We start from the raw sequence: 26,842 nt of genomic DNA on the forward strand, positions 1-26,842 counted from the left end.
ACTTAATCAATCAAAACCATTATTTTCGGCGGTATGGGCAAACCATTCGCCGCTCTTTTTCACCGTGCGTTTTTGCGTTTCTAAATCCAATTGGACAAAACCGTAGCGGTTTTTATAGCCGTTGAGCCATGACCAGTTATCAATAAAGGTCCACATATGGTAGCCAAGACAATGACAGCCTTCGCTAATGCCTTTATGTAGCCATTTCAGATGCTCAGTAACAAATTCAATACGGTAGCTATCGTTAACTTGTCCTTCCTGAATAAAGCGCTGTTCGTTTTCTACACCCATACCGTTTTCTGAAATAAAGCAACGTGGGTTGCCGTAATTATCGCGAAGATTGGTAATAATATCGTAAATACCCGGCTCATAAATTTCCCAGCCGCGGTAAGGGTTCATTTTACGTCCCGGCATTTCATAGTAATCAAACAGCCACTCCGGCATAAACGGCGCATTCGGATTGACTGCCGTATCGCGACATTTCACACGACGCGGCTGGTAATAGTTAATCCCCAGCAGGTCGATTTTGCCGTCGGCGATCAACTGCGCATCGCCTGGCTGGCAGGCCGGAAGCTGATCGTACTCTTTCAGCAATGCCACCAGATCCGCTGGATATTCCCCTTTCAGCACCGGGTCGAGGAAGCTGCGATTAAACAGCAGATCCGCATGGTGCGCGGCTTTGACATCTGCCGGATGCTGCGAGCGCGGATACGAAGGCGTTAAATTCAGCACTACGCCAATTTCACCGTCATGGTTTGCATCACGATACGCCCGCACCGCCGTCGCATGCGCCAGCACGGTATGGTACGCCACAGTGGCGGCACGCTTGAAATCCACCACATTAGGATAATGGAAGTCATACAAATAACCGCCTTCTACAGGAACAATCGGCTCGTTGAAGGTGAACCAGTGCTTAACGCGGTTGCCGAACAATTTGAAACACGTCTGTGCGTAGCGGCCAAACGCCTCAACCACTTCACGGTTTTCCCAGCCGCCTTTTTCCTGCATCACCATCGGCATGTCGAAGTGGAACAGGGTGATAAATGGCGTTATGCCTTGCGCCAGCAACTCGTCGATGACGTTATTATAAAAATCGACGGCCTCAGGATTAACCTCACCGGTGCCGTCCGGGATCAGGCGTGACCAGCTCAGAGATGTACGGAAGCTATTGTGTTTCAGCTGTTTGAGCAGTGCGATGTCCTGTTTCCAGTGCTGATAAAAGCCCGAGGTGTTCGCCGGGCCAACCCCCTGATGGAAACGACCTGGCTGGCGGTCGAACCACACATCCCACGTGGTCGGGCTTTTACCGCCGTTCAGGCTATCGCCTTCGGTTTGTAGCGCCGAGCAGGCACTGCCCCACCAGAAGTTTTCAGGAAAACGGTATCGCATATTGTTGCTCCATTGCTATTGATTCATTCAGGCAACAATACGTGTTTTTACGATACAGAAACCGGTTACAGTACTCATTTTACAACATAAACGCCTATAAATCCGGGCATTCCACTTTGCCAAGCGCTTCCCAGTAGTTGTTCTGGTTATTTCTTTGTATTGCCAGAATGGCTTCGCGGATGTGCTGCTGATTACGCGTATCAGCCATAATCGTTTTTTCCCATACCTCATCCGACGGCGACCCTTGCGGGGTGCAAATCTTACGTAAGTCCTTCATAACGGTGTTTTTTTCGTGTACTGCCTGCAGTCCGCCATACGCCGAGTCGGCTTGTACCAGTGCGGGTAGCGTGAAAAGGACGGCAATAATCGGAAAAATGGCTCGTTTCATGATAATAATCCTTGTTGTCTATGCGCATCATCTCAAGAGTAAGTGTAGACGGCATACGACTCACTCATCAGCCTGTGTTAATGCCTAAAACTAAATCAGCCAGACGTTGTAGTTTTTCAGGAGGATAGGATGCAAATACAGATTACCGATACGGTTACCGAAGACGATCAAAACGCGCTGCTGGCCGGATTGCGTGCGTACAATCGCCAGTTTCTCAGAACCACCAATTTTGGCGACCTGGCGGTGTACTGGCGCGATGAGCACAATGAAATTCTGGGCGGGTTGATCGGCAAAATTAAAGGCGAATGGCTATGCATTGAGTTTTTATGGATGCATGATTCGCTGCGTAAAGGCGGTTACGGCACAAAATTGATGCAGGCGGCGGAACAAACCGCGCGTGAGAGAGGGTGTCTGCATGCGCTGGTGGATACGATGAGTTTCCAGGCGCTGCCGTTTTATCAGAAAAACGGCTATCAGCTGCAAATGACCCTCGATAACTTCCCGGAAACCGGTGCCGCGCGCCATTATTTGTCGAAAACGTTTTGATGACCGGAAGGTCTGGATGCCGCCTCACTTTCTTGCGCAGCAGAATAGTGTATGTTCTGAACAATCATTTATTTCTTAAGCGGTAAAGAGATGAGACGGATTGAGATAATACTGGGAGAGCTGGAACGGCTGACGCGAGGACTGAATCTTGCCCAACTGGCGCAGGAAACGGCGTTCACCGCGGAGGCCATCGGCTTTAATCTTGGGCTGGCGCGTAACTCGGTCAGTAAAGATCTCAATCAACTCTGGAATGACGGTCTGGCGATTAAAAGTCGCGGACGTCCGGTATTCTTTCTGCATCGTCAGACGATTGAAACGCTGCTGGGACGCAAACTGGATGAGTCCGAGCGCGACGTGCAAACCGTTGCCGATCTGTTGCCTGTTCAGGAAGCCCAGGTGACAGACGATCCCTTTTTCGGCCTGATTGGTTACGATCGCAGCCTGCGCGATGCGGTGGAAAAAGGCCGCGCGGCGGTGCTTTATCCCCACGGGCTGCACGTTCTGCTGACCGGTCCTTCCGGCGTGGGCAAAACCTTTTTCGCCGAACTGATGCACCGTTTTGCCTGCGAACGCGCAACGGGAACATCGCCGCCGCTGGTCTATTTTAACTGCGCGGAATACGCCCATAACCCGGAGCTGCTCTCGTCCCATTTATTTGGCCATCGACAGGGGGCCTTTACCGGCGCAAATGAGAATAAACCGGGGCTGGTCGAGCAGGCTGACGGCGGCTATCTGCTGCTCGATGAAGTGCATCGTCTGCCGTATGAAGGTCAGGAAAAACTGTTCTCAATTCTCGACAAAGGCGAATACCGACCGCTGGGTTCCAGCGCCGTGGCGCGCTCAATTTCGGTCCGTCTGATTTGTGCGACCACCGAACCGGTCAGCTCGGCGCTGCTGCGCACCTTCCAGCGACGTATTCAGGTGTGTATCGACTTACCCGGCATTCGCCAGCGCTCGGTGGAAGAGCAGGTTGAATTGATTGTTGGGTTCTTACAGCGTGAAAGCCGTAAAATCGAACGCACGATAAGCATCGACCGTACCCTGCTGCTCTGGCTGCTGAACAAGCCGCTGGAAGGCAATATTGGTCAGCTCAAGAGCGACATTCAGTTTCTCTGCGCCCAGGCCTGGGCCTCGGGGATGACGGAACACAGCGATACGCTACAGCTGGATAAACGTCTGGCAGAAATGCCGTTTAACGCCACGCCGGAACAACGCCTGCTGGTGGGAGCGCTGTTCGAAGGTAAAGAACATCTGAGCATCGATGCCCGTACATTGCCCGCACTGAAAAATTCGCTGGCGACCGGAGCCGAAATTGAAGAGAGCGATCTCTTTTACAGCTTCCTGACCCGGGAATATATCAACCTGCGTAACAGCAATGTCCCGCCAACTGAAACCCTGGCGATACTTAAAAACAAACTCAGCTCGATTTTTGAATACGGTCTCTACAGCCGCGACAGCGTGGCGCATCCCCCGCGCTATGGCGATCAGATTGAAGAACGCGTGACGCTGCTGATCGGCTGCGTTGAGCAAGTGCTTGGTTTCACGCTGCCGGAGAATCTGGTTAACCCGCTGCGCAAACACTTTCTGGCGCTGATTGGCTACGTGCAGCGCGGGCTTATTCCCCAGCTTTATTCTTCCAGTCTGATCCTCGACCGCTGTAAAGATGAATACGAAAACGCCACGCTGTTATGCCGAAAAATCAACGAACTGCTGCATATTCAGTGTCCGGCGACGGAGGTGGTCTGGCTGTGTCTGTTCCTCAAAGAGTGTCGGCATTACCGCCAACGAATTGACGCCAGCCCGGACTGCGGGGTGATTTTGATCGCCCATGGCGCGACGACCGCCACCAGCCAGGCGCAGTATGTGAATCGCGTGCTGGAGCGCGAGCTGTTCAGCGCTATTGATATGCCTTTCGAGCAGTCGGTGCATGATACGCTGGAAGCCCTGACGCAGATGATCCAGGCCCGGCAATATCGCCGACTGATCCTGATGGTGGATATTGGCTCATTGGTCCATTTTGGCAGCACGATCAGCAAATTATTCCAGATAGACGTTCTGTTGATGCCAAATATTACGCTCACCAGCTTGTTGGAGGTAGGACTGGATTTAAGCTATGAAACCAGTGATTTACCGCAGCTGGCGGTATTAATGCAGAGCAAAAATATTCCCTGTCAGCTCTGTACGCCGCAGCAGGAAAACAGCGGGAAAGTGCTGGTCATCTCCTGTATTACCGGTATGGGTACGGCGGAAAAAATCAAAAAGGTGCTGGAAGAGAGCTTCGGCGAGCTGATGTCGCAGGACACGCGGATGGTGATCCTCGACTACAACGAAGTCCGCAGCCTGGAGCGCGTTCAGCAGGCGATTAACGCCAGCGAGCGTCTGGCGGGGATCGTCGGCACTTTCCAGCCGGGACTGCCGGACATTCCGTTTATCTCGCTCGAGGAGCTGTTCTCCGAGCAGGGACCCGAACTGGTGCTCAGCCTGCTGACGCCGGATCTATCCAGCAGTGAGCGTCGTCTGGAGATGGAGCGCAGCGCAATGCGTTTCATCAGCGCATTGACCATGGAAAGCATCATCAACCATATTTCGGTGCTTAACCCGCAGCGCATTCTGAAAGAGATGGAAGGTGTGCTGAATCATCTGACCACCGCGCTTTCGCTAAAACCGAGCCGTCAGGTGACACTGCGCTTCCTGATCCACTGCTGCTGTATGGTTGAGCGTATCGTGATTAACCGCAAACCGTTACAGATGGCGTTAGAGAACAAGCCGGATCTTGATATCCGCGCGTTTAGTGTCATTAAATCTGCTTTCCTGCCGATCGAAGAGGCCTATGCCATTCGCTTATCGGACGCGGAATATTTTTATATCTACGAACTGCTGTATAGCTAATCTCTTGTCTGGTGGGGCTTTGCGCCCCGCCAGCATCCACAACTCCCCCGTGTGACACAAATTCTGGCACAGCCTTTGCTCTGTTGACCTATGTCTATGTAATCGAGCCAGGAGGCCATTTTGACTACCACTGAATCCTTGCCCCAGATCCTGCTGCTGACCCATGGCGGCTGGGGGCAACAGCTTTGCAACAGCCTGCGTATGGTGATGGGCGAAATCAAAGGCGTGACCGAAATTGCGTTGATGCCCGTTGATACGCTCGGCGAGTTTTATCAGCGCGTCGAAGTCGTGGTGAAAGCCATGCCGGAAGGCTCACTGATCCTGACCGATTTTATTGGCGGCACCACTTCTAATGTTGCGGCGCGGCTGAGCGCCGACTACCCGGTGGCAGTCATTTCCGGGCTGAATGCCTCTTTGTTACTGGAGGCGCTGGACAAACGCGAGCACGGTCAACTGACCGCCTGTGTGGCCGAACTGGTCGAGGCCGGGCGGAGCAGCTGCCTGGACGTTGTTGCTCACGTACGTCAATTACAACAATCACAATAAGGATTAAACATCATGGCAAACATCGTTTTATGTCGTATCGATAGCCGTCTGATTCATGGCCAGGTTGTGACTAAGTGGGTTGGACAATCTCAGGCAAACCGGATTGCGGTGGTTAGCGATGAGCTGGACGCCGACCCATTTATGAAAAATATCTACCTGATGGCAGCGCCGCCAAATATCAAAGTGGATTGCTTTGGTAACCAGAGTTTTGCCGCCGCATGGAAAGAAAATCAGCTTGGTGACGGTAAGGTCCTGGTGCTGTTCCCCTCTCTGGCTGCGGTCCAGGAGGCGGTCCAGTTGGGTTTTGATGTCTCCACCATTCAGGTCGGTGGGCTGGGCGGTGGGCCAAACCGCAAAGCGGTATTCCAGAACATCACGCTGGATGAAAAAGACGTCGGCATTCTGAGCGACCTGAAAGATCGTGGGATTCAGGTGTTCTTCCAGACTATCCCGGAAGATAAGCCGCAGTCGCTGGACGATATCCTGAAAAAATTCTAATTCTTTGATAACAGGGTACTTAACTATGGATACTTTAGTCTTTGCAAGCCTGATGGGGTTGTATTACTGGTTTGCCCGATTACGCCTTGGCTACACCTTTTCCGCCATGCTGCTACAGCCGGTGGTGATTGCCGTATTCGTTGGCCTGCTGTTAGGCAACATGGAAACGGCGATGATCATCGGCGCAGGTATGCAACTGGTTTACCTCGGCGTGACCTCTACGCCGGGCGGCAACGTCCCGTCGGATCCGGCGCTGGCTGCCTGTATTTCAATTCCTATCGCCGTGAAGGCCGGAATGGACCCGAACCTGGCCATCGCACTGGCGATCCCGTTTGGCGTTATCGGTGTGTTCCTCGACCAGTTGCGTCGTACGTTAAACGCCGCGTGGGTACATATGGCCGACAAGCACGCGGAAACGGCCAACATGGCGGGGATTATGCGCTGTGCGTTCCTCTACCCGGCGTTACTCGGGCTGGTGCTGCGTTTCCCGGTGGTCTTTGCCGCTAACTATTTTGGTCAGGACGTGGTGGAAAGCTTCCTGAAGCTGATGCCGCACTGGCTCACACACTCCTTTGAAATTATGGGCGGCATTCTGCCGGCGCTGGGCTTTGCCATCACCATTATGGTGATCGGTAAAAAGAGCCTGCTGCCGTGGTTTATCGGCGGATTCTTTGCAGTGCTGTACCTGAAGGTGGACATCATGGCGATGGCAATCTTTGGTACCTGCGTGGCCTTCCTGATTAAAGGTCTGGCGAAAAATGAAGGAGCAGCATGATGAGCAGCGACGTAATGCAGCATGAACTGGTGGAGCGTGCACGTGAAAGCGGCACGCTGACCAAAGCAGATATCACCAAAGCCTGGTTTATCTACTGGCTGGGTGCGGAAGTTTCCAGCTCCTATGAGCGTTTGCAAAGCCTGATTTTCTGCGCCTCGATGACACCGATCATCAAAAAACTATACCCGCAAAAAGAGGAGCAGGTGGAAGCGCTGAAACGCCATCTGAACTTCTTCAACTCGGAGCAAACGTTCGGGGCGGTGATTCAGGGGATTTCCATTGCGATGGAGGAGCAGAAAACACGCGGCGAGCCGATTAGCGACGCTTCGATCACCGGGATTAAAACCGGCTTAATGGGGCCACTGGCCGGGATGGGCGACTCCATTATCTGGGCAGCCGTTATGCCGCTGTTAATTGCTATTTTCATCCCGTTCGCCGCCAATGGCAGCGCGATGGGCGGAATTGTACCGTTAATTCTCTATCCTGCTATTACGCTGGCAATCAGCTACGGCATGGTCCACAAAGGCTATACGCTGGGGCGTGACTCGATTATCGGTCTACTGCAGGGAGGGCGAATTAAGGAGCTTATCTACGGTGCTAACGTGCTGGGTCTGATCATGATGGGCGCGCTTTCTGCGAGTTACGTCAAGATCACCACCCCGCTAAAACTCAGCGCCCTGAAAGGCTCTGAAGTGGTGGTTCAGCAAATTCTCGACTCTATTGCCCCCGGCCTGTTGCCGCTGGCGGCGGTGTTCGCCATCTACTTTTATCTGGTGAAGAAAGGGCCACGTTACACCACGATCCTGCTGTCAATTGTGGCGCTCAGCGTGGTTTGTTCGCTGTTGGGAGTGCTGTAAGCCATGACACAGAATATTTATCAACAACTGGGGCTAAAACAGGTCATTAACGCCTGCGGCAAGATGACGATTCTGGGCGTTTCCAGCGTAGCGCCGGAGGTGATGCAGGCCACCGCGCGGGCGGCCTCAGCCTTTGTTGAAATCGATCGGCTGGTGGACCGTACCGGCGAGCTGGTTTCCCGTTATACCGGCGCGGAGGACAGCTATATCACCTCTTGTGCGTCGGCGGGTATTGCTATCTCTGTCGCCGCAGCCATTACCCACGGCGACCCGGCGCGAGTCTCGTTAATGCCTGATAGCACTGGTATGGCGAATGAAGTGGTCATGCTGCGCGGGCATAACGTTGACTACGGGGCGCCAATCACCAGCGCTATTCGCCTGGGCGGTGGTCGCGTGGTGGAAGTCGGCTCAAGTAATCTTGCGGCCCGCTGGCAGTTGGAGAGCGCGATTACCGATAACACCGCCGCGCTGTTGTACGTGAAATCGCACCATTGCGTGCAGAAGGGCATGTTGAGCATTGCGGATTTTGTGCAGGTCGCGCAGGTTCACAATCTGCCGCTGATTGTTGATGCCGCCGCCGAGGAGGATTTACACGCCTGGGTGGCGAGCGGGGCGGATATGGTGGTCTACAGCGGAGCAAAAGCCTTTAACGCGCCGACCTCCGGGTTTATCACCGGTAAGAAACAGTGGATTGCCGCGTGTAAAGCGCAGCACCACGGGATTGCCCGGGCGATGAAAATCGGCAAAGAGAATATGGTCGGACTGGTGTATGCCCTGGAAAACTATCATCAGGGGCAGGTCGTGGTGACTGCTGAGGAACTCCAGCCCGTGGCACAGGCGATATCAGCGATTCCCGGACTGGACGCCGATATCGAACAGGACGAAGCCGGACGCGCCATCTGGCGGATTCGGATCCGCGTGAACGCGCAGACGCTGGGGCAGGATGCTTATGCTGTCGAAGCGCAACTTCGCGGGGGCGATATCGCGATTTACGCTCGTCGTTACAACCTTCATCAGGGCGTTTTTAGTCTTGACCCGCGTACGGTCGCAGAAGGGGAAATGGCGTTGATCGTAGCGCGATTAAAGGAGATTGCAGACCATGCAGCACATTAATTTTTATCGGAATAAAGTGGCCATTAACGTGCTGGCGAAGGATATCGCCAATGCCCGGGAAATCTATGATGCCGCTGAAGGCCATGCGGTGATCGGCGTGCTTTCCGCGCAGTTTACGTCAGTTGATGAGGGCGTTCGGGAAGTTAAACGCTGGATGACGGAGGTGCCGTCGATCTCCGTCGGATTGGGGGCTGGCGACCCGGCACAGTATTACAAAGCGGCGATGATAGCCTCAGCGGTTCACCCGGCGCACGTCAATCAGACCTTTACCGGCTGCGGGTTTGCGGCAGGGGCGCTGGCGGCCACGGGCGGCGAACAAACCCATATCAATGCGCTGGTCAGCCCGACGGGCACACCGGGGGAAGTGCTGATCTCGACGGGCGTTTGCAGTAGCCAGGGCACGCCAGCCCGCGTTTCCTGCGATGCAGCGGTACGGATGATGTTGGATTCAGGGGCGCACGCGGCGAAGTTTTTCCCCATGGGGGGAGAGCGGTCGCTGCCTGAGTTGTATGCGCTGGCGACGACCGCTGCGCGCAACGGCATGACGCTGATTGAACCGACGGGCGGGATCGATCTCGATAACTTCGGCATTATCCTGAAAACCTGTCTGGAGGCGGGAGTGCCCCGCGTGATGCCGCATGTTTACAGCTCGATTATCGATCCACAAACGGGTAATACCCGGCCTGAAGATGTCGCCAGGTTAATGGAGATAGTGAAAGAGATGGTGTGACGTTGTTATCGCCGGATGGTGCATAAAAGATGCCTGGTAAGCGTTAGGTTTCACCGGGCATTTTTGCGAACACCATTCCCGGAAAATGAATACATTGCAAAAGTATATATTTATTCGCCAAAGCGCCTCGCAGATGAAGAGTTTCCCTAATGTTGGTTGCGCTGCTGGCGAGTAAGGTTCCGTCATCTTGTTCTTTTGGTGACGGATCGCCATGAAAAATCCTACAACTTCTACCCCGCATGATGCAGTTTTTAAAAAGTTTTTAAACCATCCAGAAACGGCGAGGGATTTTCTTGATACCTATCTCCCAGCGTCATTGCGTGAACTTTGCGATCTGAACACACTGAAGCTGGAATCCGGGAGTTTTATTGAGGAAGACCTGCGTGTCAGCTATTCCGATGTACTGTGGTCACTAAAAACAAGGACTGGAAAAGGCTATATCTATGCGTTGATTGAACACCAGAGTTCGCCGGATGCGCATATGGCGTTCCGGATGATGCGTTATGCCATTGCCGCGATGCAGAGCCATCTTGATGCCGGAAACAAAACGCTGCCGCTAGTGGTGCCGATACTTTTTTATCATGGCGTTGCTAGCCCGTACCCTTTTTCACTGTGCTGGCTGGATGAGTTTGACGATTCAGAAACTGCGCGGCAGCTTTATGGCGCGGCTTTCCCGCTGGTAGACATCACAGTGGTGTCTGATGACGAGATTATGCAGCATCGGCGCATGGCGCTACTGGAACTTGTCCAAAAGCATATACGTGAGCGCGATTTGATGGTGCTGGTCGATAAACTGGTTGCTCTGCTGATTAAGGGACACGCTAATGACAGTCAGGTAGAAACGCTATTTAATTACCTGGTACAGTCCGGCAGCGCACCGCGTTTTGAAGCGTTTATTCGCGAGGTTGCCAGGCGTGTTCCCAGGCATAAGGAGAAATTAATGACGATTGCAGAATGCTTACGTGAGTCGGGGCGAAGAACAGGATTGCTGGAAGGCAAACTCGAAGGCAAAAAGGATGAAGCGTTGCGGATCGCCCATGCCATGCTTGAGAAGGGCATCGATCGTGAACTGGTGCTGATGATTACCGGGCTTTCCATTGATGAGCTCACGGCACATTCTGACTAATTATCCTTTTTTCCATTATGCTTTTTTCTTCTTGCTGATGCTTTTTCGTTTTTTAAACCGCAGTGGCCTTCCCGCTATAGTCATTTCATTACTCATCAGGCGGTTATTTCAAAAGGATAAAAACGTGAAACTGAAGATACCTCATTTTGCAGCCGGGACGGTGGTATTACTGGCGGGATTATTGCTGGCAGGGTGCGATCAGCAGAGCAACGACGCGAAACATATTAAAGTGGGCGTGATTAACGGCGCAGAGCAGGACGTGGCGGAGGTCGCGAAGAAAGTAGCCAAAGAGAAATACGGCCTGGACGTCGAGCTGGTGGGCTTCAGCGGTTCATTATTACCCAACGATGCCACTAATCATGGTGAGCTGGATGCCAACGTCTTCCAGCATCGTCCGTTCCTTGAACAGGATAATAAAGCGCATAACTATAAGCTGGTGGCGGTGGGAAATACCTTTGTTTTTCCAATGGCCGGTTATTCGAAGAAAATCAAAACGGTAGCGGAACTGAAAGACGGCGCAACGATTGCAATACCTAACGATCCGACCAACCTTGGGCGGGCGCTGTTGTTGCTGCAAAAAGAAAAGTTAATCACCCTGAAAGCGGGGACAGGCCTGCTGCCTACGGCACTGGATATTACTGATAATCCACGGCATCTGAATATCATGGAGCTGGAAGGCGCGCAGCTACCACGCGTACTGGACGATCGGAAAGTGGATGTGGCTATTATCAGTACCACTTATATCCAACAAACCGGACTTTCCCCGGTGCATGACAGCGTATTTATCGAAGATAAGAACTCGCCGTATGTGAATATCCTGGTGGCGCGAGAAGACAACAAAGATGCCGAAAACGTGAAAGAATTTCTGCAATCTTATCAATCACCGGAAGTGGCAAAAGCGGCGGAATCCATCTTCAACGGCGGCGCGGTTCCGGGCTGGTAATTAACCCGTTGCCGCGCCGGTTGGGGTTAAACCGCTCTGGCGCGGCGACGTGAGTCCATTGAGATCAGCACTACCGACGAGAGGATCAGCATCGTGCCCAGCCAGTCAGGCAGGGTGAACGTAATGCCTAACAGCAGCAGAGACAGCAACGCGCTGCTTAGCGGTTCCGCGCAGCTCAAAATGCTCGCTTTCGGGCCGCCAATCATCTGCGCACCTTTCAGGTACAGGCTAAACGTCAGTGACGTACCGATAACCACCAGATAGAAAAATGCCAGAATCAAACTGCCATTGACGACAAAGTGGGTTCCCTGCCCGGCATAAAACGGCAGCAGGATCATCCCGCCAATTAACATACTCCAGCCAACAACCGGCAGCGTACCGTAGCGCGCGATAAGCGTTGAAGGGTAGGTGGTATAAAACGCGGCGGCAAATGCGGAGGCAATTCCCCAGAACAGCGCGGCAGGTGAGATAGACAGCGATGTCGGGTTACCGTGGGTGACCAACAGGAACGTGCCAATGAGCGAGGTCAGGATCGCGGTTAGCACCAAAATGCCTGGTCGCGCTTTACGTACTACGGAAAACCACGCCACGATGATGGTTGGTGATAAAAATTGCAGTACCGTCGCAGTGGCGGCGTTAGATTTTTCAATAGTTAACAGAAAGGTCAACTGTACGGTAAGCGCGCCTACCACCGAGAAAATCAGCAGGCTAATCGCGTCTTTGCGGTTTTTGATAATGGAGAATACTTTGTCGCCGTGAACGAAAGAGAGCATCAGCAGAATAAGTCCGGCGAAAATCAGACGCGTCATGGTCAGGAACTGAGATGACATCTGACTTTGCTCCATGATGTACTGTGCACAAACGCCCGAACTTCCCCATAATACGGCGGCAATCAGGACGTTCATCATCCCTCTTCTGGTGGAACCCATCTTTCCCTCGGCATGTTGTTTTGTTTTATTTGTGTGCAGGCATCATAGCAGAGATAGCTGCGATTTCTGCCAGCACATCCGCAATCAGCCAGTCATTAAAGATTTTCACTTCCGGACGCATTACCGCGTGTTGCGGCGTGACGATGTAGTATGACCACGCCAGCGGCCAACGGGTGTCGGGATGAAGTTGCACCAGCTGTCCGTCGGTAAGTAACTGCTGAACCAGCGCCCGACGAACGATAGCCACCCCCTGGCCGCTGATTGCCGCCAGGATCACCGCAGAGGTGGAGTTAATGTGCAGTCCACTATCGCGGACGGTCGGGGAATGGGTAGCGTGCAAGACATCATCCCACGCAGGAAAATGAGCGCCGGGGTGGGGGGTATCGTCGTGGATCAGCTTTTGCGCGGCCAGCCATTCCCCGCAGGCGATTTTATCTACCGGTACCATTCGTGGGCTGCAGACCAGAACGGCTTCTTCATCCATTAACCAGGTTTTATTGACGCCGGGCCAGTCACCTTTGCCGCAGCGTACGCCCAGATCGGCTTCGCCGTGGGCGACATCCATCAGCTTTTCCGTCACATTCAAACGTAATTCGATGTTTTCATGCGTTTGTGAGAAACGATTGAGACGACTCATCAACCAGTTCATGACCAGGACCTGCGACGCGGTAATGATCACCACCGAGCGCGCCCGACGGCCGCGCAGTTTGTTGAGTCCGGATTCCAGGTTATCCAGTCCCAGAGTGATGTCGCGCAATGCGTCCTGTGCTTCGCTGACCAGCGTGAGACGTTCTTTGCCCGTGCGGGTGCGATGTAACAGTGGATGGCCTACCCAATCTTCCAGCGCACGCACCAGTTGACCAACGGCTGCAGGCGTCACGCCCAGTTCCTGCGCCGCGCCGGTGAAGCTGCCATGGCGGGCGGTGGCTTCAAAAGCGTGTAACCATTTTAGCCGATTGAGTGAACGCATCTGCTTTTTTCCATTCTTATTAACTGTTTCCAGTATACGCCAGCGAGATAGATTTTCTTTCTTGAGATGCTATTTCTTCTCAGTCGTCAACTCCTGAGCCGAGTGGCATCTTTAGCGCGTCAACGAATTCTTTAAACGAGGTTAACGATGAGCGCATTCTTTGCCGGAAAGAAATTATTAGTGGTGGGTGGGACCAGTGGGATGGGATTCGAAACGGCGAAACTGATCCTCCAGGGCGGCGGTAGCGTGGTGCTGGTAGGCAACCGCGCCGAGAAAGCGGAACGGGCCCGTCAGGCGTTGGCGGAGCTGGGTGACGTCTCCGTCATTGTGGCAGATCTGATGTCGGAAGCGGGGGTTAGGCAGGTGATGGCAACGGTGAATGCTGATCATAAAGACATCAACCTGTTAGTGAATGCGGCTGGCGTGTTTTTCCCGAAACCTTTTACTGAACATGAAGTTGAAGATTATGAGCTATATATGAGCCTCAATCGGGCGACGTTTTTCATCACCCGCGATGTGGTACGCAATATGTTGGCAGACAATATAAACGGCGCCATCGTGAATATTGGTTCAATGTGGGCGCAACAAGCGGTGGGCGCGACACCTTCATCGGCCTATTCGATGGCCAAAGCGGGTCTGCATGCTTTAACCAAAAATCTGGCTATTGAGCTGGGTGCGCATGGGATTCGCGTGAACGCCGTTTCGCCAGCGGTCGTGCATACCCCCATCTATGAAGGGTTTATCCCGAAAGAAGATGTACAAGGTGTGATGAACAGCTTTGACAGTTTCCACCCGATCGGTCGGGTCGGTAAGCCGCTTGACGTTGCCGAAACCGTCGCGTTCCTGCTGTCAGACAAGGCGGGTTGGGTGACTGGCGCTGTCTGGGATGTCGATGGCGGTGTTATGGCTGGACGTAATAGCTGACAGGGGCTGATGCTGCGCATTACAAAACGCCTGCTTATACGAAACAGGCGTTTGTGCAAGATCGGAAAAGTTAAGCGCGCTGAGAGTCCAGCAGCTCGTTATTTTTCACAACATCCTGGGCTTTGGTATAGCTTTCAATTAGTAACTGATAAGCCGGGAAGATTTTGGTATAGACTTCAGCCCATTCCGCTGCGTCTTCCCGATTCCAGGTTTTCTGCAGTTCAGACGCAACCGCGGCAGTATCCATCGGCACGACACCAGCCTGTACGACGCGGGCCATGGTGGTCTCCTGCGCCATTTTGCTGTAGGTACCGGAAGCATCGATGACGGCAAAGACTTTATAGCCTTCTGCTACCGCGCTGATGGCCGGGAATGCCATGCATACACTGGTGATGGTACCAGCAATAATCAGTGTCTTACGGCCTGTCGCTTTTACCGCCGCAACAAACTCTTTGTTATCCCAGGCGTTAATTTCACCTTTGCGTGCGACATAATGTGCGTGAGGCGCGTTCTCATGAATTTCCGGAATAAGCGGACCGTTTTGCCCCTGCGGCACAGAGGCGGTGGTAATCACCGGCATTTTGCATAAGGTGGCGATTTTTGCCAGAGCCGTAGCTCTTGCACGCAGTTCAGTCATTGGCATATCGCCAACGGTCTGGAACAGGCCGCTTTGATGATCGATAAGCAACATAACTGCGTCATTGACATCAATCACTGGGCGTTGGCCATTAAAATTAGCGGGTGTAGACATGATCCATTCCTTGTTGTTGCTTTTTGCAGGCTATCTAACCTGCAGTAAAGTCTAAATCGCCTGGGCGATATCCATTTTTGCTCTACAGTTCATTAACCATTATTGACATCTTCATGGTTAATTTCAGGGGGAGGCTAAAGCTATCTTTATCAGAATTGCCTTAGTGAATTAATTTCCTCCTGCCCCATTAAAATAACAATACTTGTTATTATGAAATTATATTTCTGCATTCACATTATTTTATGGTGTGTACTGGAAGTAAGAGGATGGAGATTCGGCGGGTGTTTCTGACTGATTTATTTTTATATGGTTATTATTATTGTGAAATAAAATGAATATTAACGATATATCTTCAATATCAATTTTGTGACTAATGCCACGGTTTTCCAGAGGATAATGATCATGTCTATTTTATTTTCTAAGTTATTATTGAGTTAAGTAAATTCTCAAGTTGATATTTATTGTGCTCCCCCGAACAGCAGAGAAGCACGGTATTAATATTACGGCTCTATAGGCGTCAGATAATCCAGTCGTAGCGGCTCGGCCAGTAGATCGTTCATTTGCAATACAAACGACTGGAAATGCGGCAGGGCGATATGTTCGTCCAGGCCAGCCTGACCGCGCCAGGATTCGCGCACATAAAATACATCTGGCGTGTCGCGTAACTGGAACAACGCATACTCAATATTGCCCTCCTCCCGGCGCGTGGGCAGTAAGAGAGCTTGTAGCGCCTGTTTCAGTGCATCGATTTTCCCTGGTTTGGCTTTCAGTACGGCAATAATTGAAATCACTTCTGCATCAGACATGTTAAAACCCCTCCAGCACAATCTTGCCGACCGAGCGACCCGTTTCAATTTGCGCATGCGCTTTTTGCAGATTCGCCGCCGTGATCGCGCCAAAATGTTCACCCAGCGTGGTATGGATGGTGTGGTCGTCGATCAACTGGGCCACGCGGGTCAATAGCTGATGCTGGGCAATGATGTCGTGGGTGGTAAACATCGAACGGGTAAACATAAACTCCCAGTGCAGCGAAATGCTTTTGGCTTTCAGCGGACGCGCATCAAGGGTTTGCGGATCGTCAATCAGCGCCAGTTTCCCCTGTGGAGCCAGGGCAGCAATAATTTGTTGGTAGTGCTGTTCGGTATTGTTCAGGCTGGCAACGTGTGTCACCTCTTTAATACCTATCCGTGCCAGCTCTTCCGTCAACGGCTTGCTGTGGTCAATCACATGATGAGCGCCCGCTTCACGTACCCATTTCTGGCTTTCCGCACGTGATGCGGTGCCGATGACGGTCATTTTGGTCAGCTTACTGGCCAGTTGCGTCAGAATAGAACCCACGCCGCCAGCCGCGCCGACAATCAGTAACACATCGCCTTCGTTGCCGTTTTCCTCAATGCCCAGGCGGTCGAAAAGCATTTCCCAGGCGGTGATTGCGGTCAGCGGTAGCGCTGCCGCAGAGGCGTTATCCAGCGATCGCGGTTTCAGCGCGGTGATTCGTTCATCAACTAACTGAAATTCGCTGTTACTGCCCGCACGTCCCAGGGCCCCGGCGTACCAGACTTCATCGCCAGGCGAGAACAAAGTAACGGCTTCGCCCACGGACTTCACCACACCAACGGCATCCCAGCCCAGTACGCGCGGCACATCAGCGTTAAAACCTTCGCGGACCTTGGTATCAACGGGGTTGACGGAAATGGCCTTTACTTCAACCAGCAGGTCATGTCCTGTGGCAACTGGCATGGGCAGGTCAATCTCTTGTAAAAATTCAATGTTATTGCCGTCGGTCGCGGCGCGGGTAATGGCGATGGCTTTCATAGTCTCTCCGGTCACAGGAATCAGTTGAATAATTCGATGGTAAACCGGCAGCAGAACGGGAAAAATAGCCCTACGGCGACAGGACTTATACTCGGGGAGTGAAAATGTTCCGGCTTGAAGATCTCACGTTGTTTGTCCGCGCCGCGGCGCTGAATAGTTTTAGCGATGCGGCACGCGAAGCCGGCGTTCAGCCTGCTCAGGTCAGTTCTGCTATCAAGCGCCTGGAGTCTACGTTGACTATCCGCCTGTTCGCTCGCTCCACGCGCAGCCTGCGCCTGACGCCGGAAGGCGAGATTTGGTTGCCCTATGCCCGCCAGATGCTGGACGTGATGCATGCCGGGCTGCAAAAAATTCAGACCCCGGAAGATGAAGTTTCTGGCACGCTGCAAATCGCCGTTCCTTCCGATCTTGGGCGGAATTTGCTGCTGCCGGTCTTTCAATCTTTTCGACGCCGCTATCCTGCGCTGCGTTTGCGGATCTTTTTCTCCGATCAGGTGACGGATGTCTTTAAAGATCCTGTCGACGTCGCATTTCGTTATGGCAATACCGAAGATGCGTCATATATTGCGCTGCCCGTTGCGCCGGGTAACCGACGCGTGCTGGTGGCGTCCCCGGATTGGGTTTTACAAAACGGTGCGCCGAAAACCCCGGAAGATTTAGTGCAGCTGAACGCCATGACCTTTGTCTTACGTGGACGCCTGCACGACCGCTGGACTTTTACGCACGACGGCGAGGTCAGCAGTGTGCAGGTCAACGGCACGATTATGAGCGATGATGCCGAAGTGATCCGACGGCTGGCGATTGCGGGTGAGGGGATTGCCTACAAGTCGTGGCTGGATGTTAGCGAGGATGTACGCGAAGGGCGATTGCAGCTGCTGATGACGGATTATCAGGGAGAGAAAGTCCCGCTGAATATGATTTGTCCGCATCGTAAGCAGCTTTCAACGGCGGTACGCTTGCTGCATGACGCCGTGAAGGCGCGATGTGAAATGCTGGCGCAGAGCTAAGATACGCTTTGCGCCAGTACATTACTGTGGCTTAGTCTTTTTTCGCTGCGTTAGCAAAGAAAATATCAGACTGAATGTCTTTGGTGCGGATGGTAAACAACTGATTAGTGAGATCTTCCGTTAACTTCTCTGCATCAGCCATTATGCGCAGGTTGAAGTCATTCAGCATTTTATCTGCGGCAGGTTTATTGGTTTTCGCCATCTTCAGATATTCTGCTTCGACCTCTTTTTGCTCCTTCGCCACTTTATCTTCCCACGCTTTGTAGGCCTTTTTGACGATTGGCGCGAGCTTCGGATAATCGGTCATCGTCAGCGTCTGCAATTTACGATATTTCCAGTAGATGGATTGATCGTCAGCCTTATCTGTACCCATTGTATAGTTGGCCGGATATGCTTTCAGGCCGCTGTAGTACGGAACAAAGGCGGTGAGATCGGCCATACCCAGACCAATGTAGGTTGTTTCACCGATCTCTTTTGGCAACCACGGACGTACCTGCATAACGTGCGCTTCATAGGTGCGGAAGACGCTGACCGGACGCCACGGCTCTTTACCGTTCAGGCCGTTGGTGTACGGGTCATGACTGGTGCCTTCATAGTGGCTACGCAGCACGGCTTTTACATCGTCCAGCGTCATTTTCTTCTCTGGCTTCATGAAGACCGGGAATTCACGTCCTTTGGCCATATCCTGATTTGCGGAAGGATTGAACGTTTTCTGGATGGCCCATACGCGAGGATCGTTATACGTACGGTCACGCTCGTCATCACGGGTATAGGCTTTAGAGAAGTTGAATTTGCCATCTTTCGCCGGTTCGTACAGACCTTTTTCCGTTGCGAACTGAATCAGATTTTTTGACGCCATCATATCCGGGTTTTTAGGATCGTAATCCTGTAGGCGGCCCTGATTACCGGTGGCGAAATATTGGTTATTGGGCAGGCGCTGCGCCATCCACTGGTGGCCGCTGCCGGTTTCCAGGTACCAGATCTCGTTATCGTCGACGACGGCACGCCCGCACCGACGGTTTCAACAATATGTCCCAGCAGCGCAACGGCGTCACGTGCGGTTTTGCTCTGCGACAGCAGAATATCCGGGATATCGTCTTCAGTGATCCCTTTATCCTCAACGTACGGGTCGGCGGCCAGCGCTTTTGGTGAAGCAAAAATAGATTCTGTTCCACTCACACCGACGTCCAGTTCGTTAAATCCGGTCGCGCCGTGCAGTTGAGTTTTCCAGTTTGGGACGGTGGTATAACGCAGAGAGTTTTTCGGCAGTGGCCAGGTAAAATCATTCGCGCCATTATGTGCTTTGGTGCTGTATACCCCGGTCTGATTCTGTTTTGCCGGATGAATGACAAAATGCTGTGCTTTCAGGGCATCGCTGTCTGCGCTACGGGCGACCAACATGGAGCCGTCCGCTGATGCTTCATTGCCGACCAGCAGGGTCGTACAAGCAAAACCTGATGAAACAACCGCCAAATTTATTGAAAGTGCAATCAGGCACTTTTTAAAAGTAAACATTACGTATCCCTCATATGTACGCCAAAAATACACCGGAAACATACCGTTTCCTGAAATGCGAAAACGTCTGAATGCTCAGACATGTCTCGCGAGAGAGATAAACGCCCCTGCCCACGTCTTCTCCAAATATTCATGCGTAGGTTGAAGTCTTCTGGACAAAATAAAACGTCCATTTCGCTTAATTATTACGCAACGAATATCCTGATATTCAGGATGTTTCCTGATTCGCGGTGAAGAATAGAATGGCTTATTAGTGGATTCAGTGACCTGTGTCGCGTAAGTTAATGATGACAAAAGTGAATCCTGTGGCAGCACCGTGCTTTTTGTTTCCGGATATGACGTTACCTTTTGCGGCAATACAGCGAGGGAACATTGGAACTGGCGAAAATCCATGCGCCCTTATACTCCTCCATGACCAGGCTCAGGCTGCGTCCGGTCTGCCGATAAAACCCGGGCAACGTATTGTTGATATCCGCTTCATCGGCCGTGTCGGCGAAGGTTTTGACGACTTGCATGGCCTGTAACACCCGCGCATCACGCTGTTGGGTGTAGCTGAAATAGATGTTCCTGCTGATGTCTGAGGTATTACGCCCATACAGTTTACCGGTAATTGTTGATAAACCTTCCTGGTTGTACATCCGAAATGAAACCGTACCGGCAAAGCGGTTGCTGCCAATATTCCATTCAACGTTCCCAACGCAATTCAGCGGCTTTTCGGCATAGCGCGAATACCATAGCCAACTGCCTGAACCGAGCAAGGTAGCCAGGCCAATAGTGAGCAAGATTATGTGGCGTGTTTTTTTCATTGCCCGCGCATCCAGTAATAATGGGTAGTACAAAATGCGTGGGCATCAATCCGCGCATCTTTATCGCATACAAATGCCACCATCCTTTCTGCTTTGAGGTAGCCGGATAGAAACACGTGTTTGTTGTTTTCACAGAGAAAAGGATGAAGTTGCATCAGACTGAAATAGCCATGCTGGTCGTACTCATTCGGAGAGTAATAAATTTTGCAGTTTTGCCGCGAAGGGATCTGCATGGAAACAGAGACAAACTTACTAAATGGCATAACCGGGCGAGTCTGATACCACACCAGCCAGATAACCAGAGTGGCAATAACAACACTAACGCTAAATAAAATGTTCCACCAGGAGATCTGCGTCGTTTGTTGTGGTGCGGTAAGAATTACCTTTGCAGGCGCGCGCTCCTCAATAACCGGTGACTGGGAAACGTCACTCTGAGGATCCGTTATCACTTCTACCTGAGTGTTTTCATTCAATCTCAGCCCTCGCCGGGAAATAGTTTTCACCGTATCACGCGGTAGTCCCACTTCCGCCAGCGCATTACGTAACGTCAGAATTGCCTGGTAGAACGTGTTGGTGCTGGTGACATTATTTCTCTCTCCCCAACCCACTATCATCAACGTGTTCTGGGAAACAATGTCACTTGCGTGAGTAATTAAATAGAGAAAACAGAGCGAAGCTGGGAGCTGGAGTTGTATTGTGCGCCCGGTCTGACGATTGACCAGACTTTTGCTATCCGGATTAAATTCGACCAACTGATTGATAAGATACAATTGCCCAGCCCTCAGTAACCAAAACGTATCACAGCGTGTCCTTGTACACCCCTTAAATTTTACATCCAAATCGATAAGACGCCTCACTCTTTGTACATGATCTAAGATAAGAATTTCACTTAGGGGGTAAAAATCCTTCAAATACAATATGTTATTAACTTAATTTCTTAGGTGGGAATTAGCTAATGTTAAATAATGAGAATTCATTACAGTTTTATCTGGGTTATCATTATATTTATCCACAGAGCAACAAGGGTGATTGAGTTATCTGAATTGTGTAATTAACGAGTAACCTTTACAGCGGTTATTTTTTAGCAAGTAGTGCTTTTTTAAGATTTATCCTAGGGTTTTAATTTATGCATAAAATTCCTAATGCCCAGATTGTTATTCTGAGATAAAACACAAAAAAACTTAGCGGTATGGCATTGCTTACCGTACGTACATATTAGCGCATCAAGAGTTTATTACATTTTTTTAGGGTTGCTGTTATTAACTGACAAGGAATGTCATACGTGTCGGATTGACACATTTATTTACCGATGAAATATTTATGGAAAAATAACAGGAGTCATTTTTTATGAACAGATCCCCATCACAGAGTATTCGTTGCATAAGCTGTGAATTATCCTGTCAATTATTTCCGGATACTGCGGTACGCGCCAGCTACTGTCACCGTGCCGCTTTTGCGATCTGGCCTGAGGGAAACGGTTTTCTACAACGAGGCGTTATTGAAAAACTTTTGCTTAATAATCAAAACCATTTATCCCGCGGGTTTATTTTTGTGGATTTCTCCTTCCCCAACCTGCGCCTGTTCGCTGACCCGAAATGGGTTGATCGTCTGGCGTATAGCGGTATGCATATTGTCTTGATTGCGGACCGGAACCTGGCGCCGTTAGCCAACTACTGGCTGTCGAAAAGCAATAAAATACAAGGCATTATATATTCTGATGATGATGATGACGTACAGCATCAGAAGATGAGACGATTATTTACGGGTCATCTCGCTAACAGTAAACGTGGGCGCACACTCAACTATACAGAAATGATATTACTGAAGCGATTTGTCTCAGGAAAAAGTATTCAGCAAATTACCCAAATAGATAATATTGATATTAAGAAAATATACGTCTATAAGCTCCGGCTTGAAGATAAGTTGGGCCATAGTATTCATCAAATACTATCGAATATTTTATAACGCATTTCTGATTTTTATTATTTCACATCCTTGCGATGTGGTGGACGCTCTACGCCTGATAGCAGGAGGCTAATATGCCAAATCCCAAATCTTACTCTCGTATTGCCATCGCGGTTTCAGCCGCATTAACGTCTATGGTATTTTCAGCCCATGCAGCCTGGGTTGATGTTGATAGTCTTCCTTCCAGCGGTCTGGTTAGCAGTCTGCCCCCGGAATTGCAGGCAATAATCCCTGCGCAGGCCAATGCCAATTTCGCTAAAACCAGCGCCATGCCAAATTATGTTTATCAGTGGAGTGCGGGCACCATTCCTGTTTATGGTAATGGATTAACGTTAAATGGACCCGGTGCTGAAGCTTTTGAGCACTCTGTTACTGTTATTCAGAACAGCGCGACGGGTAGTCCGGGCGTTATTTTTGGTGACGACCTGACGATCCGCACCCAGTCAAAGAATGCCGCCAATAATGGTAAAGATGTTGACGGTATCCGCACGCATGGGGCCAATACGCCGGATAACCCGGTCTTTATCATCACCGGGGATCGCACCAGTATTTATGTAGACGGTCAGGATGGTGACGGTATTAACGCCGGTTATAACGCAATAGGCCAGGGCTGGATAGGCTCGGCTAATATCTACGTCGGTGATGATCTGTACATCAAAACGACGGGTAACCAGGGGCGTGGTATCACCGCCAATGCCATGCGAGATGCGACGCTTGCCAAAAATACGATTGTCGTTGGCGATCGTGCGCATATTGTGACGACCGGCGACGGCTCTGAAGGTCTTCGCTCCGGGCAGAGCGGTTCCTCAATCCTGCTTGGCAATGACGCTACCATCGAGACGTCTGGCGCCTCCTCAACGGGCATTTATGCTGCCACATCTTCTAAAACGGAACTGGGTAATAACGCCACTATTACGGTTAACGGCGCGAGTGCGCATGCTGTCTATTCCACCAACGCGACCGTGAACCTGGGCGACAACGCGACCATTAGCGTGAACAGTTCTGGAAAAGCGGCTTCATACAGCAAAGCGCCACGCGGCCTGTTTGCGATTTCACGCGGGGCGATAAACCTGGCCGGCGGCGCCGCGATTACTATGGTGGGCGACCACAGTACTGAAAGCTATGCCATCAGCACCGAAACGGGCGGCACCGTAGACGGATCCGCCGGTGGACGCTTCCTTATCGACGGAGATCTTCATGCTGCCGGAGGGACAAACGCGACCAGCAGCCTGCCCCAGCAAAACAGTACGATTAAGCTCAACATGACCGACAACTCGCTATGGAGCGGGGCGTCTTATATCACCAGCGCGACCGCCGGGACGGGGGTCATCTCGCTGCAAATGAGCGATGCGACCTGGAATATGACCAACAGCTCAACGCTGACCGACCTGACGCTGAACAGTGGGGCAGTGGTTAACTTTGGCCATGCTGACGGCGAACCGTGGCAGACGCTAACTATCAATGAAGATTTTACCGGGAATGGCGGCAAACTGGTTTTCAATACCGTTCTGAATGACGATGCCTCCGAAACCAATAAGTTGACAGTGCTCGGCAACACGACGGGTAATGCCTTTGTGGCGGTGAACAACATTGGCGGTACTGGGGCGCAGACCGTTGAAGGCATTGAGATAATCGAGGTTGCTGGCAACTCTGACGGCACATTTGAGAAAGCGAGCCGTATTGTCGCCGGGGCGTACGACTATAACGTAGTGCAGAAGGGCAGCAACTGGTATCTGACCAGCTTCATTCCTGCTCCGCCCGATCCGGTGGACCCTGTTGACCCTGATCCCGTAGACCCGGACCCGGTTGATCCGATTATCCCTGATCCGGTCGACCCGGACCCGATCGATCCTGTGGACCCGGTTATTCCTGAGCCGGAAGAGCCCCATGTTCCGCCGGTCACGGAGCAACAGTATCGTCCGGAAGCCGGCAGTTATCTGGCGAACAACTATGCCGCTAACACACTGTTCATGACCCGACTGCACGATCGTCTGGGTGAAACGCAGTACGTCGACATGCTGACGGGCGAGAAAAAAGTGACCAGTCTGTGGATGCGTAACGTTGGCGCGCATACCCGCTTCAAAGACGGTAGCGGGCAGTTGAAAACCCAAAGCAACAGCTACGTCTTACAGTTAGGCGGCGATCTGGCGCAATGGAGTAGCGATGGCCTCGACCGCTGGCATATTGGCGCGATGGCAGGTTATGCCAACAGCCAGAACCGCACGCAGTCCAGCCTGACCGGCTACCACTCTCGTGGTCAGGTCACCGGTTACAGCGTGGGGCTGTACGGCACCTGGTATGCCAATGACGCAGACAAGACCGGCACCTATGTAGATACCTGGGCGCTGTACAACTGGTTTGATAACAAAGTGATGGGTCAGGAGCAGGCGACAGAGAAATATAAATCCAGCGGTATCACCGCCTCGGTCGAAGCCGGTTACAGCTTTAAACTGGGCGAAAGCGAGCGCAATAGCTACTGGCTGCAACCGAAAGCGCAGGTGGTGTGGATGGACGTTCAGGCCGACAGCCATCGCGAAGCGAACGGGACCCGCGTGAAGGATGACACCGATGGCAACCTGATGACTCGTCTGGGCGTGAAAGCCTTTATCAACGGCCATAACGCCATCGATGACGGTAAATCTCGCGAGTTCCAGCCGTTTGTCGAAGCCAACTGGATCCATAACACGCAGACTGCCAGCGTGAAGATGGACGATGTGAGAAACGACATGCGCGGCACGAAGAACATCGGCGAGCTGAAAGTGGGTGTTGAAGGTCAAATCACTCCGCGCCTCAACGTATGGAGCAACGTGGCCCAACAGGTTGGCGACAAAGGCTACAGCGATACCCGCGGTATGCTTGGCGTGAAATATAATTTCTGATGTAAGTGAGTAATGGAAAAGCCGCTGATTAACCGATCGGCGGCTTTATTACGTATGAAATATGATGGTTATTGCAGTTGTTCGGTAAAACCGAACAACTGCAATAAAAAGCCGCAATGTTGTCACTTGTTGCATGCAGCCCGTAGGCCGGATAAGTGCAAGCGCCATCCGGCACCAATTGAACCTGTAAGTACCGCTTGCAGGTTCAGCCGTATTTCACTGGAGAGTCGCCAGTGTGCTCTCGATTCTGTTCAGCTTCTGACTGGCCTCTTTCAGTTCATCCTGCAACCGTTGTTCCTGCTCGCCATAGACCATCAGGACGATACAGCCATTCATCACTTTTACGGTAATCTGTTGGCCGGTATCAAACCCCGCGTCGCGTAGCCACTTGCCGGAAAGAATAATTTTTGGCGTGGATTTGTCGAAAACATTCGGGCGATATCCCACAATTACCGAACGCTCGGTTCCGGATTGGTCGGTGTCTGGGGTAGAATGCGAATCAGCCATAATCAACTCCTTGATAGTTGGTGAGGTTAGCTCTCGTCGGGTACTGCGAATACCGGGCGAGGGCGTTTATAAGTCAGGTCGGCAGAGAAAAAGGTACGTACCTGATTGGTGATATATTGCTCTTGTAGGTACGTACATGTCAACGACTAAACGCGACCCAAATCAGTCTAAATCCGGAAAAGCGCCGACTTTCCAGATTCGTATCACGCCTGAGTTAAAGGCGCAGTTCGAGGCTGCTGCAAAAGCTGAGGGGATGAGTTTGGGGAATTGGCTCAAAACCTTGGGGAGAAAGGAATTACGTAAATTAGGTATTGAGCCAGAAATGTAGGTTAGTTCTATTGAGAATTTTGAGTGTCAGAAGATTCGGGAAAAGAAACTACATCCATTTTTAATGCTGTTTCACCAGAGAAAATTGAAGCTAGGCCTTTGCGAATTTTTTGATTTTCTAAATTCATTTGTCCGTGAGCAACTGGTATATAAATAGCATTCTGCAAATGAACTCGATCAAAATCGTAGCCTATATCTTCAGCCATAGCAGAAAGTAAATTCACAAATAATCTATCGCTAGTCTGATTCCACATCGTGTTACCACTCTCACTTTCTGGACAGTGTGTGCATAAATGAGTGAAATATTCTTTCCAGGCATCAAGGACTTTTTTTTCGGATTTTGTCCTTTTGCTTATACTTCCTTTTATATCACCATAGAATGCTAAGTCGATCATATTCAGTGCTCTAACGTGCTCATTAGAAAGGCGAGCTGCGGTCGATCTTGTTGCCATTAGTTCGGTAAATATATTAACTTTTATGTTTCTCTTTTCTGAATGTTTTTCGATAAGCTTTTGTACTCTGACTGCGAGCAAAGGACTTAAAAGCGTAGCAAAAATAGTAGCGATAGCTAGTGCCCAACTCATGTCTTTTCCTTAATTCTGAAGGTTATGACAATTGAAACGAAATAAAATCTTTGAGGATGATAT

The 26,842-nt window shown here is 51.3% G+C and carries 26 protein-coding genes and 1 pseudogene; 15 read left to right on the forward strand and 12 right to left on the reverse strand.

Translation table 11 applies throughout. The features are described from left to right. Window positions 1-6: 6 nt before the first annotated feature. Both FDX09_RS00435 and FDX09_RS00440 read right to left on the reverse strand, forming a co-directional pair. Entirely contained in the window at window positions 7-1,389 is a 1,383-nt protein-coding gene (locus tag FDX09_RS00435; protein WP_121529737.1) for a glycoside hydrolase family 1 protein, read from the reverse strand. A 94-nt stretch (window positions 1,390-1,483) separates the two neighbouring features. After that, a complete protein-coding gene (locus FDX09_RS00440) occupies window positions 1,484-1,777 on the reverse strand; it encodes a YicS family protein (RefSeq protein WP_137346630.1) in 294 nt (97 codons plus the stop codon). 129 nt (window positions 1,778-1,906) lie between these two features. Between FDX09_RS00440 and FDX09_RS00445 the strand changes: the two genes are divergently transcribed. The 10 genes from FDX09_RS00445 (at window position 1,907) to nlpA (ending at window position 11,800) form a co-directional block, all read left to right on the forward strand. Continuing rightward, window positions 1,907-2,323: a GNAT family N-acetyltransferase gene (locus FDX09_RS00445; protein WP_038635605.1), complete on the forward strand. Its 417-nt coding sequence runs from the start codon at window positions 1,907-1,909 to the stop codon at window positions 2,321-2,323. Window positions 2,324-2,413: 90 nt separating this feature from the next. Next, window positions 2,414-5,212: a transcriptional regulator DagR gene (gene dagR, locus FDX09_RS00450; protein WP_137346631.1), complete on the forward strand. Its 2,799-nt coding sequence runs from the start codon at window positions 2,414-2,416 to the stop codon at window positions 5,210-5,212. Between the two features lie 120 nt (window positions 5,213-5,332). Then, a complete protein-coding gene (locus FDX09_RS00455; RefSeq protein ID WP_038635600.1) occupies window positions 5,333-5,758 on the forward strand; it encodes a PTS sugar transporter subunit IIA in 426 nt (141 codons plus the stop codon). 12 nt (window positions 5,759-5,770) lie between these two features. Continuing rightward, entirely contained in the window at window positions 5,771-6,256 is a 486-nt protein-coding gene (locus tag FDX09_RS00460; RefSeq protein WP_085049130.1) for a PTS system mannose/fructose/N-acetylgalactosamine-transporter subunit IIB, read from the forward strand. A gap of 25 nt (window positions 6,257-6,281) precedes the next feature. Next, entirely contained in the window at window positions 6,282-7,031 is a 750-nt protein-coding gene (locus tag FDX09_RS00465) for a PTS sugar transporter subunit IIC (RefSeq protein WP_003023960.1), read from the forward strand. Further along, window positions 7,028-7,888, forward strand: coding sequence for a PTS system mannose/fructose/sorbose family transporter subunit IID (locus FDX09_RS00470; RefSeq protein ID WP_005121522.1), 861 nt, complete (start codon window positions 7,028-7,030; stop codon window positions 7,886-7,888). The genes FDX09_RS00465 and FDX09_RS00470 overlap by 4 nt, the downstream gene beginning before the upstream one ends. Before the next feature lie 3 nt (window positions 7,889-7,891). Beyond that, window positions 7,892-9,001, forward strand: coding sequence for a D-glucosaminate-6-phosphate ammonia lyase (gene dgaE / locus FDX09_RS00475; RefSeq protein ID WP_137346632.1), 1,110 nt, complete (start codon window positions 7,892-7,894; stop codon window positions 8,999-9,001). Then, window positions 8,988-9,731: a 2-dehydro-3-deoxy-phosphogluconate aldolase gene (locus tag FDX09_RS00480; RefSeq protein WP_121529734.1), complete on the forward strand. Its 744-nt coding sequence runs from the start codon at window positions 8,988-8,990 to the stop codon at window positions 9,729-9,731. The genes dgaE and FDX09_RS00480 overlap by 14 nt, the downstream gene beginning before the upstream one ends. A 211-nt stretch (window positions 9,732-9,942) precedes the next feature. Beyond that, on the forward strand, window positions 9,943-10,857 hold the full coding sequence (locus FDX09_RS00485) for an Rpn family recombination-promoting nuclease/putative transposase (RefSeq protein ID WP_137346633.1): 915 nt from the start codon (window positions 9,943-9,945) through the stop codon (window positions 10,855-10,857). Between the two features lie 124 nt (window positions 10,858-10,981). Then, window positions 10,982-11,800: a lipoprotein NlpA gene (gene nlpA, locus FDX09_RS00490; RefSeq protein WP_069323679.1), complete on the forward strand. Its 819-nt coding sequence runs from the start codon at window positions 10,982-10,984 to the stop codon at window positions 11,798-11,800. Between the two features lie 26 nt (window positions 11,801-11,826). Here nlpA and FDX09_RS00495 read toward each other — a convergent pair whose 3' ends face one another. Continuing rightward, window positions 11,827-12,729 (reverse strand): carboxylate/amino acid/amine transporter, encoded by a 903-nt coding sequence (locus tag FDX09_RS00495; RefSeq protein ID WP_085049126.1) that lies wholly within the window; start codon window positions 12,727-12,729, stop codon window positions 11,827-11,829. Window positions 12,730-12,754: 25 nt separating this feature from the next. After that, entirely contained in the window at window positions 12,755-13,699 is a 945-nt protein-coding gene (locus FDX09_RS00500) for a LysR substrate-binding domain-containing protein (protein ID WP_137346634.1), read from the reverse strand. A gap of 147 nt (window positions 13,700-13,846) precedes the next feature. Between FDX09_RS00500 and FDX09_RS00505 the strand changes: the two genes are divergently transcribed. Then, window positions 13,847-14,623, forward strand: coding sequence for an SDR family oxidoreductase (locus tag FDX09_RS00505; protein WP_085049124.1), 777 nt, complete (start codon window positions 13,847-13,849; stop codon window positions 14,621-14,623). A gap of 70 nt (window positions 14,624-14,693) precedes the next feature. Here FDX09_RS00505 and FDX09_RS00510 read toward each other — a convergent pair whose 3' ends face one another. The 3 genes from FDX09_RS00510 to FDX09_RS00520 all read right to left on the reverse strand — a co-directional run bounded on the left by FDX09_RS00510 (window position 14,694) and on the right by FDX09_RS00520 (window position 17,189). Next, on the reverse strand, window positions 14,694-15,374 hold the full coding sequence (locus tag FDX09_RS00510; protein ID WP_137346635.1) for a hydrolase: 681 nt from the start codon (window positions 15,372-15,374) through the stop codon (window positions 14,694-14,696). A gap of 500 nt (window positions 15,375-15,874) precedes the next feature. Next, on the reverse strand, window positions 15,875-16,180 hold the full coding sequence (locus FDX09_RS00515) for a putative quinol monooxygenase (RefSeq protein WP_042311525.1): 306 nt from the start codon (window positions 16,178-16,180) through the stop codon (window positions 15,875-15,877). 1 nt (window position 16,181) lies between these two features. Next, on the reverse strand, window positions 16,182-17,189 hold the full coding sequence (locus tag FDX09_RS00520; protein WP_121529730.1) for a zinc-binding alcohol dehydrogenase family protein: 1,008 nt from the start codon (window positions 17,187-17,189) through the stop codon (window positions 16,182-16,184). 104 nt (window positions 17,190-17,293) lie between these two features. On the opposite strand from FDX09_RS00520, the gene FDX09_RS00525 reads away from it, so the two are divergent. Continuing rightward, complete coding sequence (locus FDX09_RS00525; protein WP_085049122.1) at window positions 17,294-18,196, forward strand: LysR family transcriptional regulator; 903 nt, start codon at window positions 17,294-17,296, stop codon at window positions 18,194-18,196. A 31-nt stretch (window positions 18,197-18,227) separates the two neighbouring features. Here the strand turns inward: FDX09_RS00525 and FDX09_RS00530 are convergent. The 3 genes and pseudogenes from FDX09_RS00530 to FDX09_RS00540 form a co-directional block, all read right to left on the reverse strand. Next, a pseudogene (locus FDX09_RS00530) lies at window positions 18,228-19,711 on the reverse strand (C69 family dipeptidase). A 341-nt stretch (window positions 19,712-20,052) separates the two neighbouring features. Next, complete coding sequence (locus FDX09_RS00535) at window positions 20,053-20,517, reverse strand: hypothetical protein (RefSeq protein ID WP_038635561.1); 465 nt, start codon at window positions 20,515-20,517, stop codon at window positions 20,053-20,055. Next, window positions 20,514-21,287, reverse strand: a complete 774-nt coding sequence (locus FDX09_RS00540) for a transcriptional regulator (RefSeq protein WP_085049165.1) — start codon at window positions 21,285-21,287, stop codon at window positions 20,514-20,516. Before FDX09_RS00540 ends, FDX09_RS00535 begins: the two co-directional genes overlap by 4 nt. 577 nt (window positions 21,288-21,864) lie before the next feature. Here FDX09_RS00540 and FDX09_RS00545 point away from each other — a divergent pair. Both FDX09_RS00545 and misL read left to right on the forward strand, forming a co-directional pair. Continuing rightward, window positions 21,865-22,482, forward strand: a complete 618-nt coding sequence (locus FDX09_RS00545; protein WP_038635555.1) for a helix-turn-helix transcriptional regulator — start codon at window positions 21,865-21,867, stop codon at window positions 22,480-22,482. A gap of 74 nt (window positions 22,483-22,556) precedes the next feature. Beyond that, window positions 22,557-25,361, forward strand: a complete 2,805-nt coding sequence (misL, locus tag FDX09_RS00550) for an intestinal colonization autotransporter adhesin MisL (RefSeq protein ID WP_137346636.1) — start codon at window positions 22,557-22,559, stop codon at window positions 25,359-25,361. A gap of 216 nt (window positions 25,362-25,577) precedes the next feature. On the opposite strand, the gene FDX09_RS00555 is transcribed toward misL, so the two are convergent. Next, on the reverse strand, window positions 25,578-25,868 hold the full coding sequence (locus FDX09_RS00555) for a SymE family type I addiction module toxin (RefSeq protein ID WP_121529728.1): 291 nt from the start codon (window positions 25,866-25,868) through the stop codon (window positions 25,578-25,580). Between the two features lie 136 nt (window positions 25,869-26,004). Between FDX09_RS00555 and FDX09_RS00560 the strand changes: the two genes are divergently transcribed. Continuing rightward, on the forward strand, window positions 26,005-26,196 hold the full coding sequence (locus FDX09_RS00560) for a toxin-antitoxin system HicB family antitoxin (RefSeq protein ID WP_137346637.1): 192 nt from the start codon (window positions 26,005-26,007) through the stop codon (window positions 26,194-26,196). Window positions 26,197-26,203: 7 nt separating this feature from the next. Here the strand turns inward: FDX09_RS00560 and FDX09_RS00565 are convergent, their stop codons facing one another. After that, window positions 26,204-26,779 carry a DUF6680 family protein gene (locus FDX09_RS00565; RefSeq protein WP_121529726.1) on the reverse strand — a complete coding sequence of 192 codons (576 nt, stop codon included), beginning with the start codon at window positions 26,777-26,779 and terminating at the stop codon, window positions 26,204-26,206. Window positions 26,780-26,842: the final 63 nt, after the last annotated feature.

The sequence above is a fragment of the Citrobacter sp. wls717 genome, from assembly GCF_005280955.1.
GTDB lineage: Bacteria > Pseudomonadota > Gammaproteobacteria > Enterobacterales > Enterobacteriaceae > Citrobacter > Citrobacter werkmanii.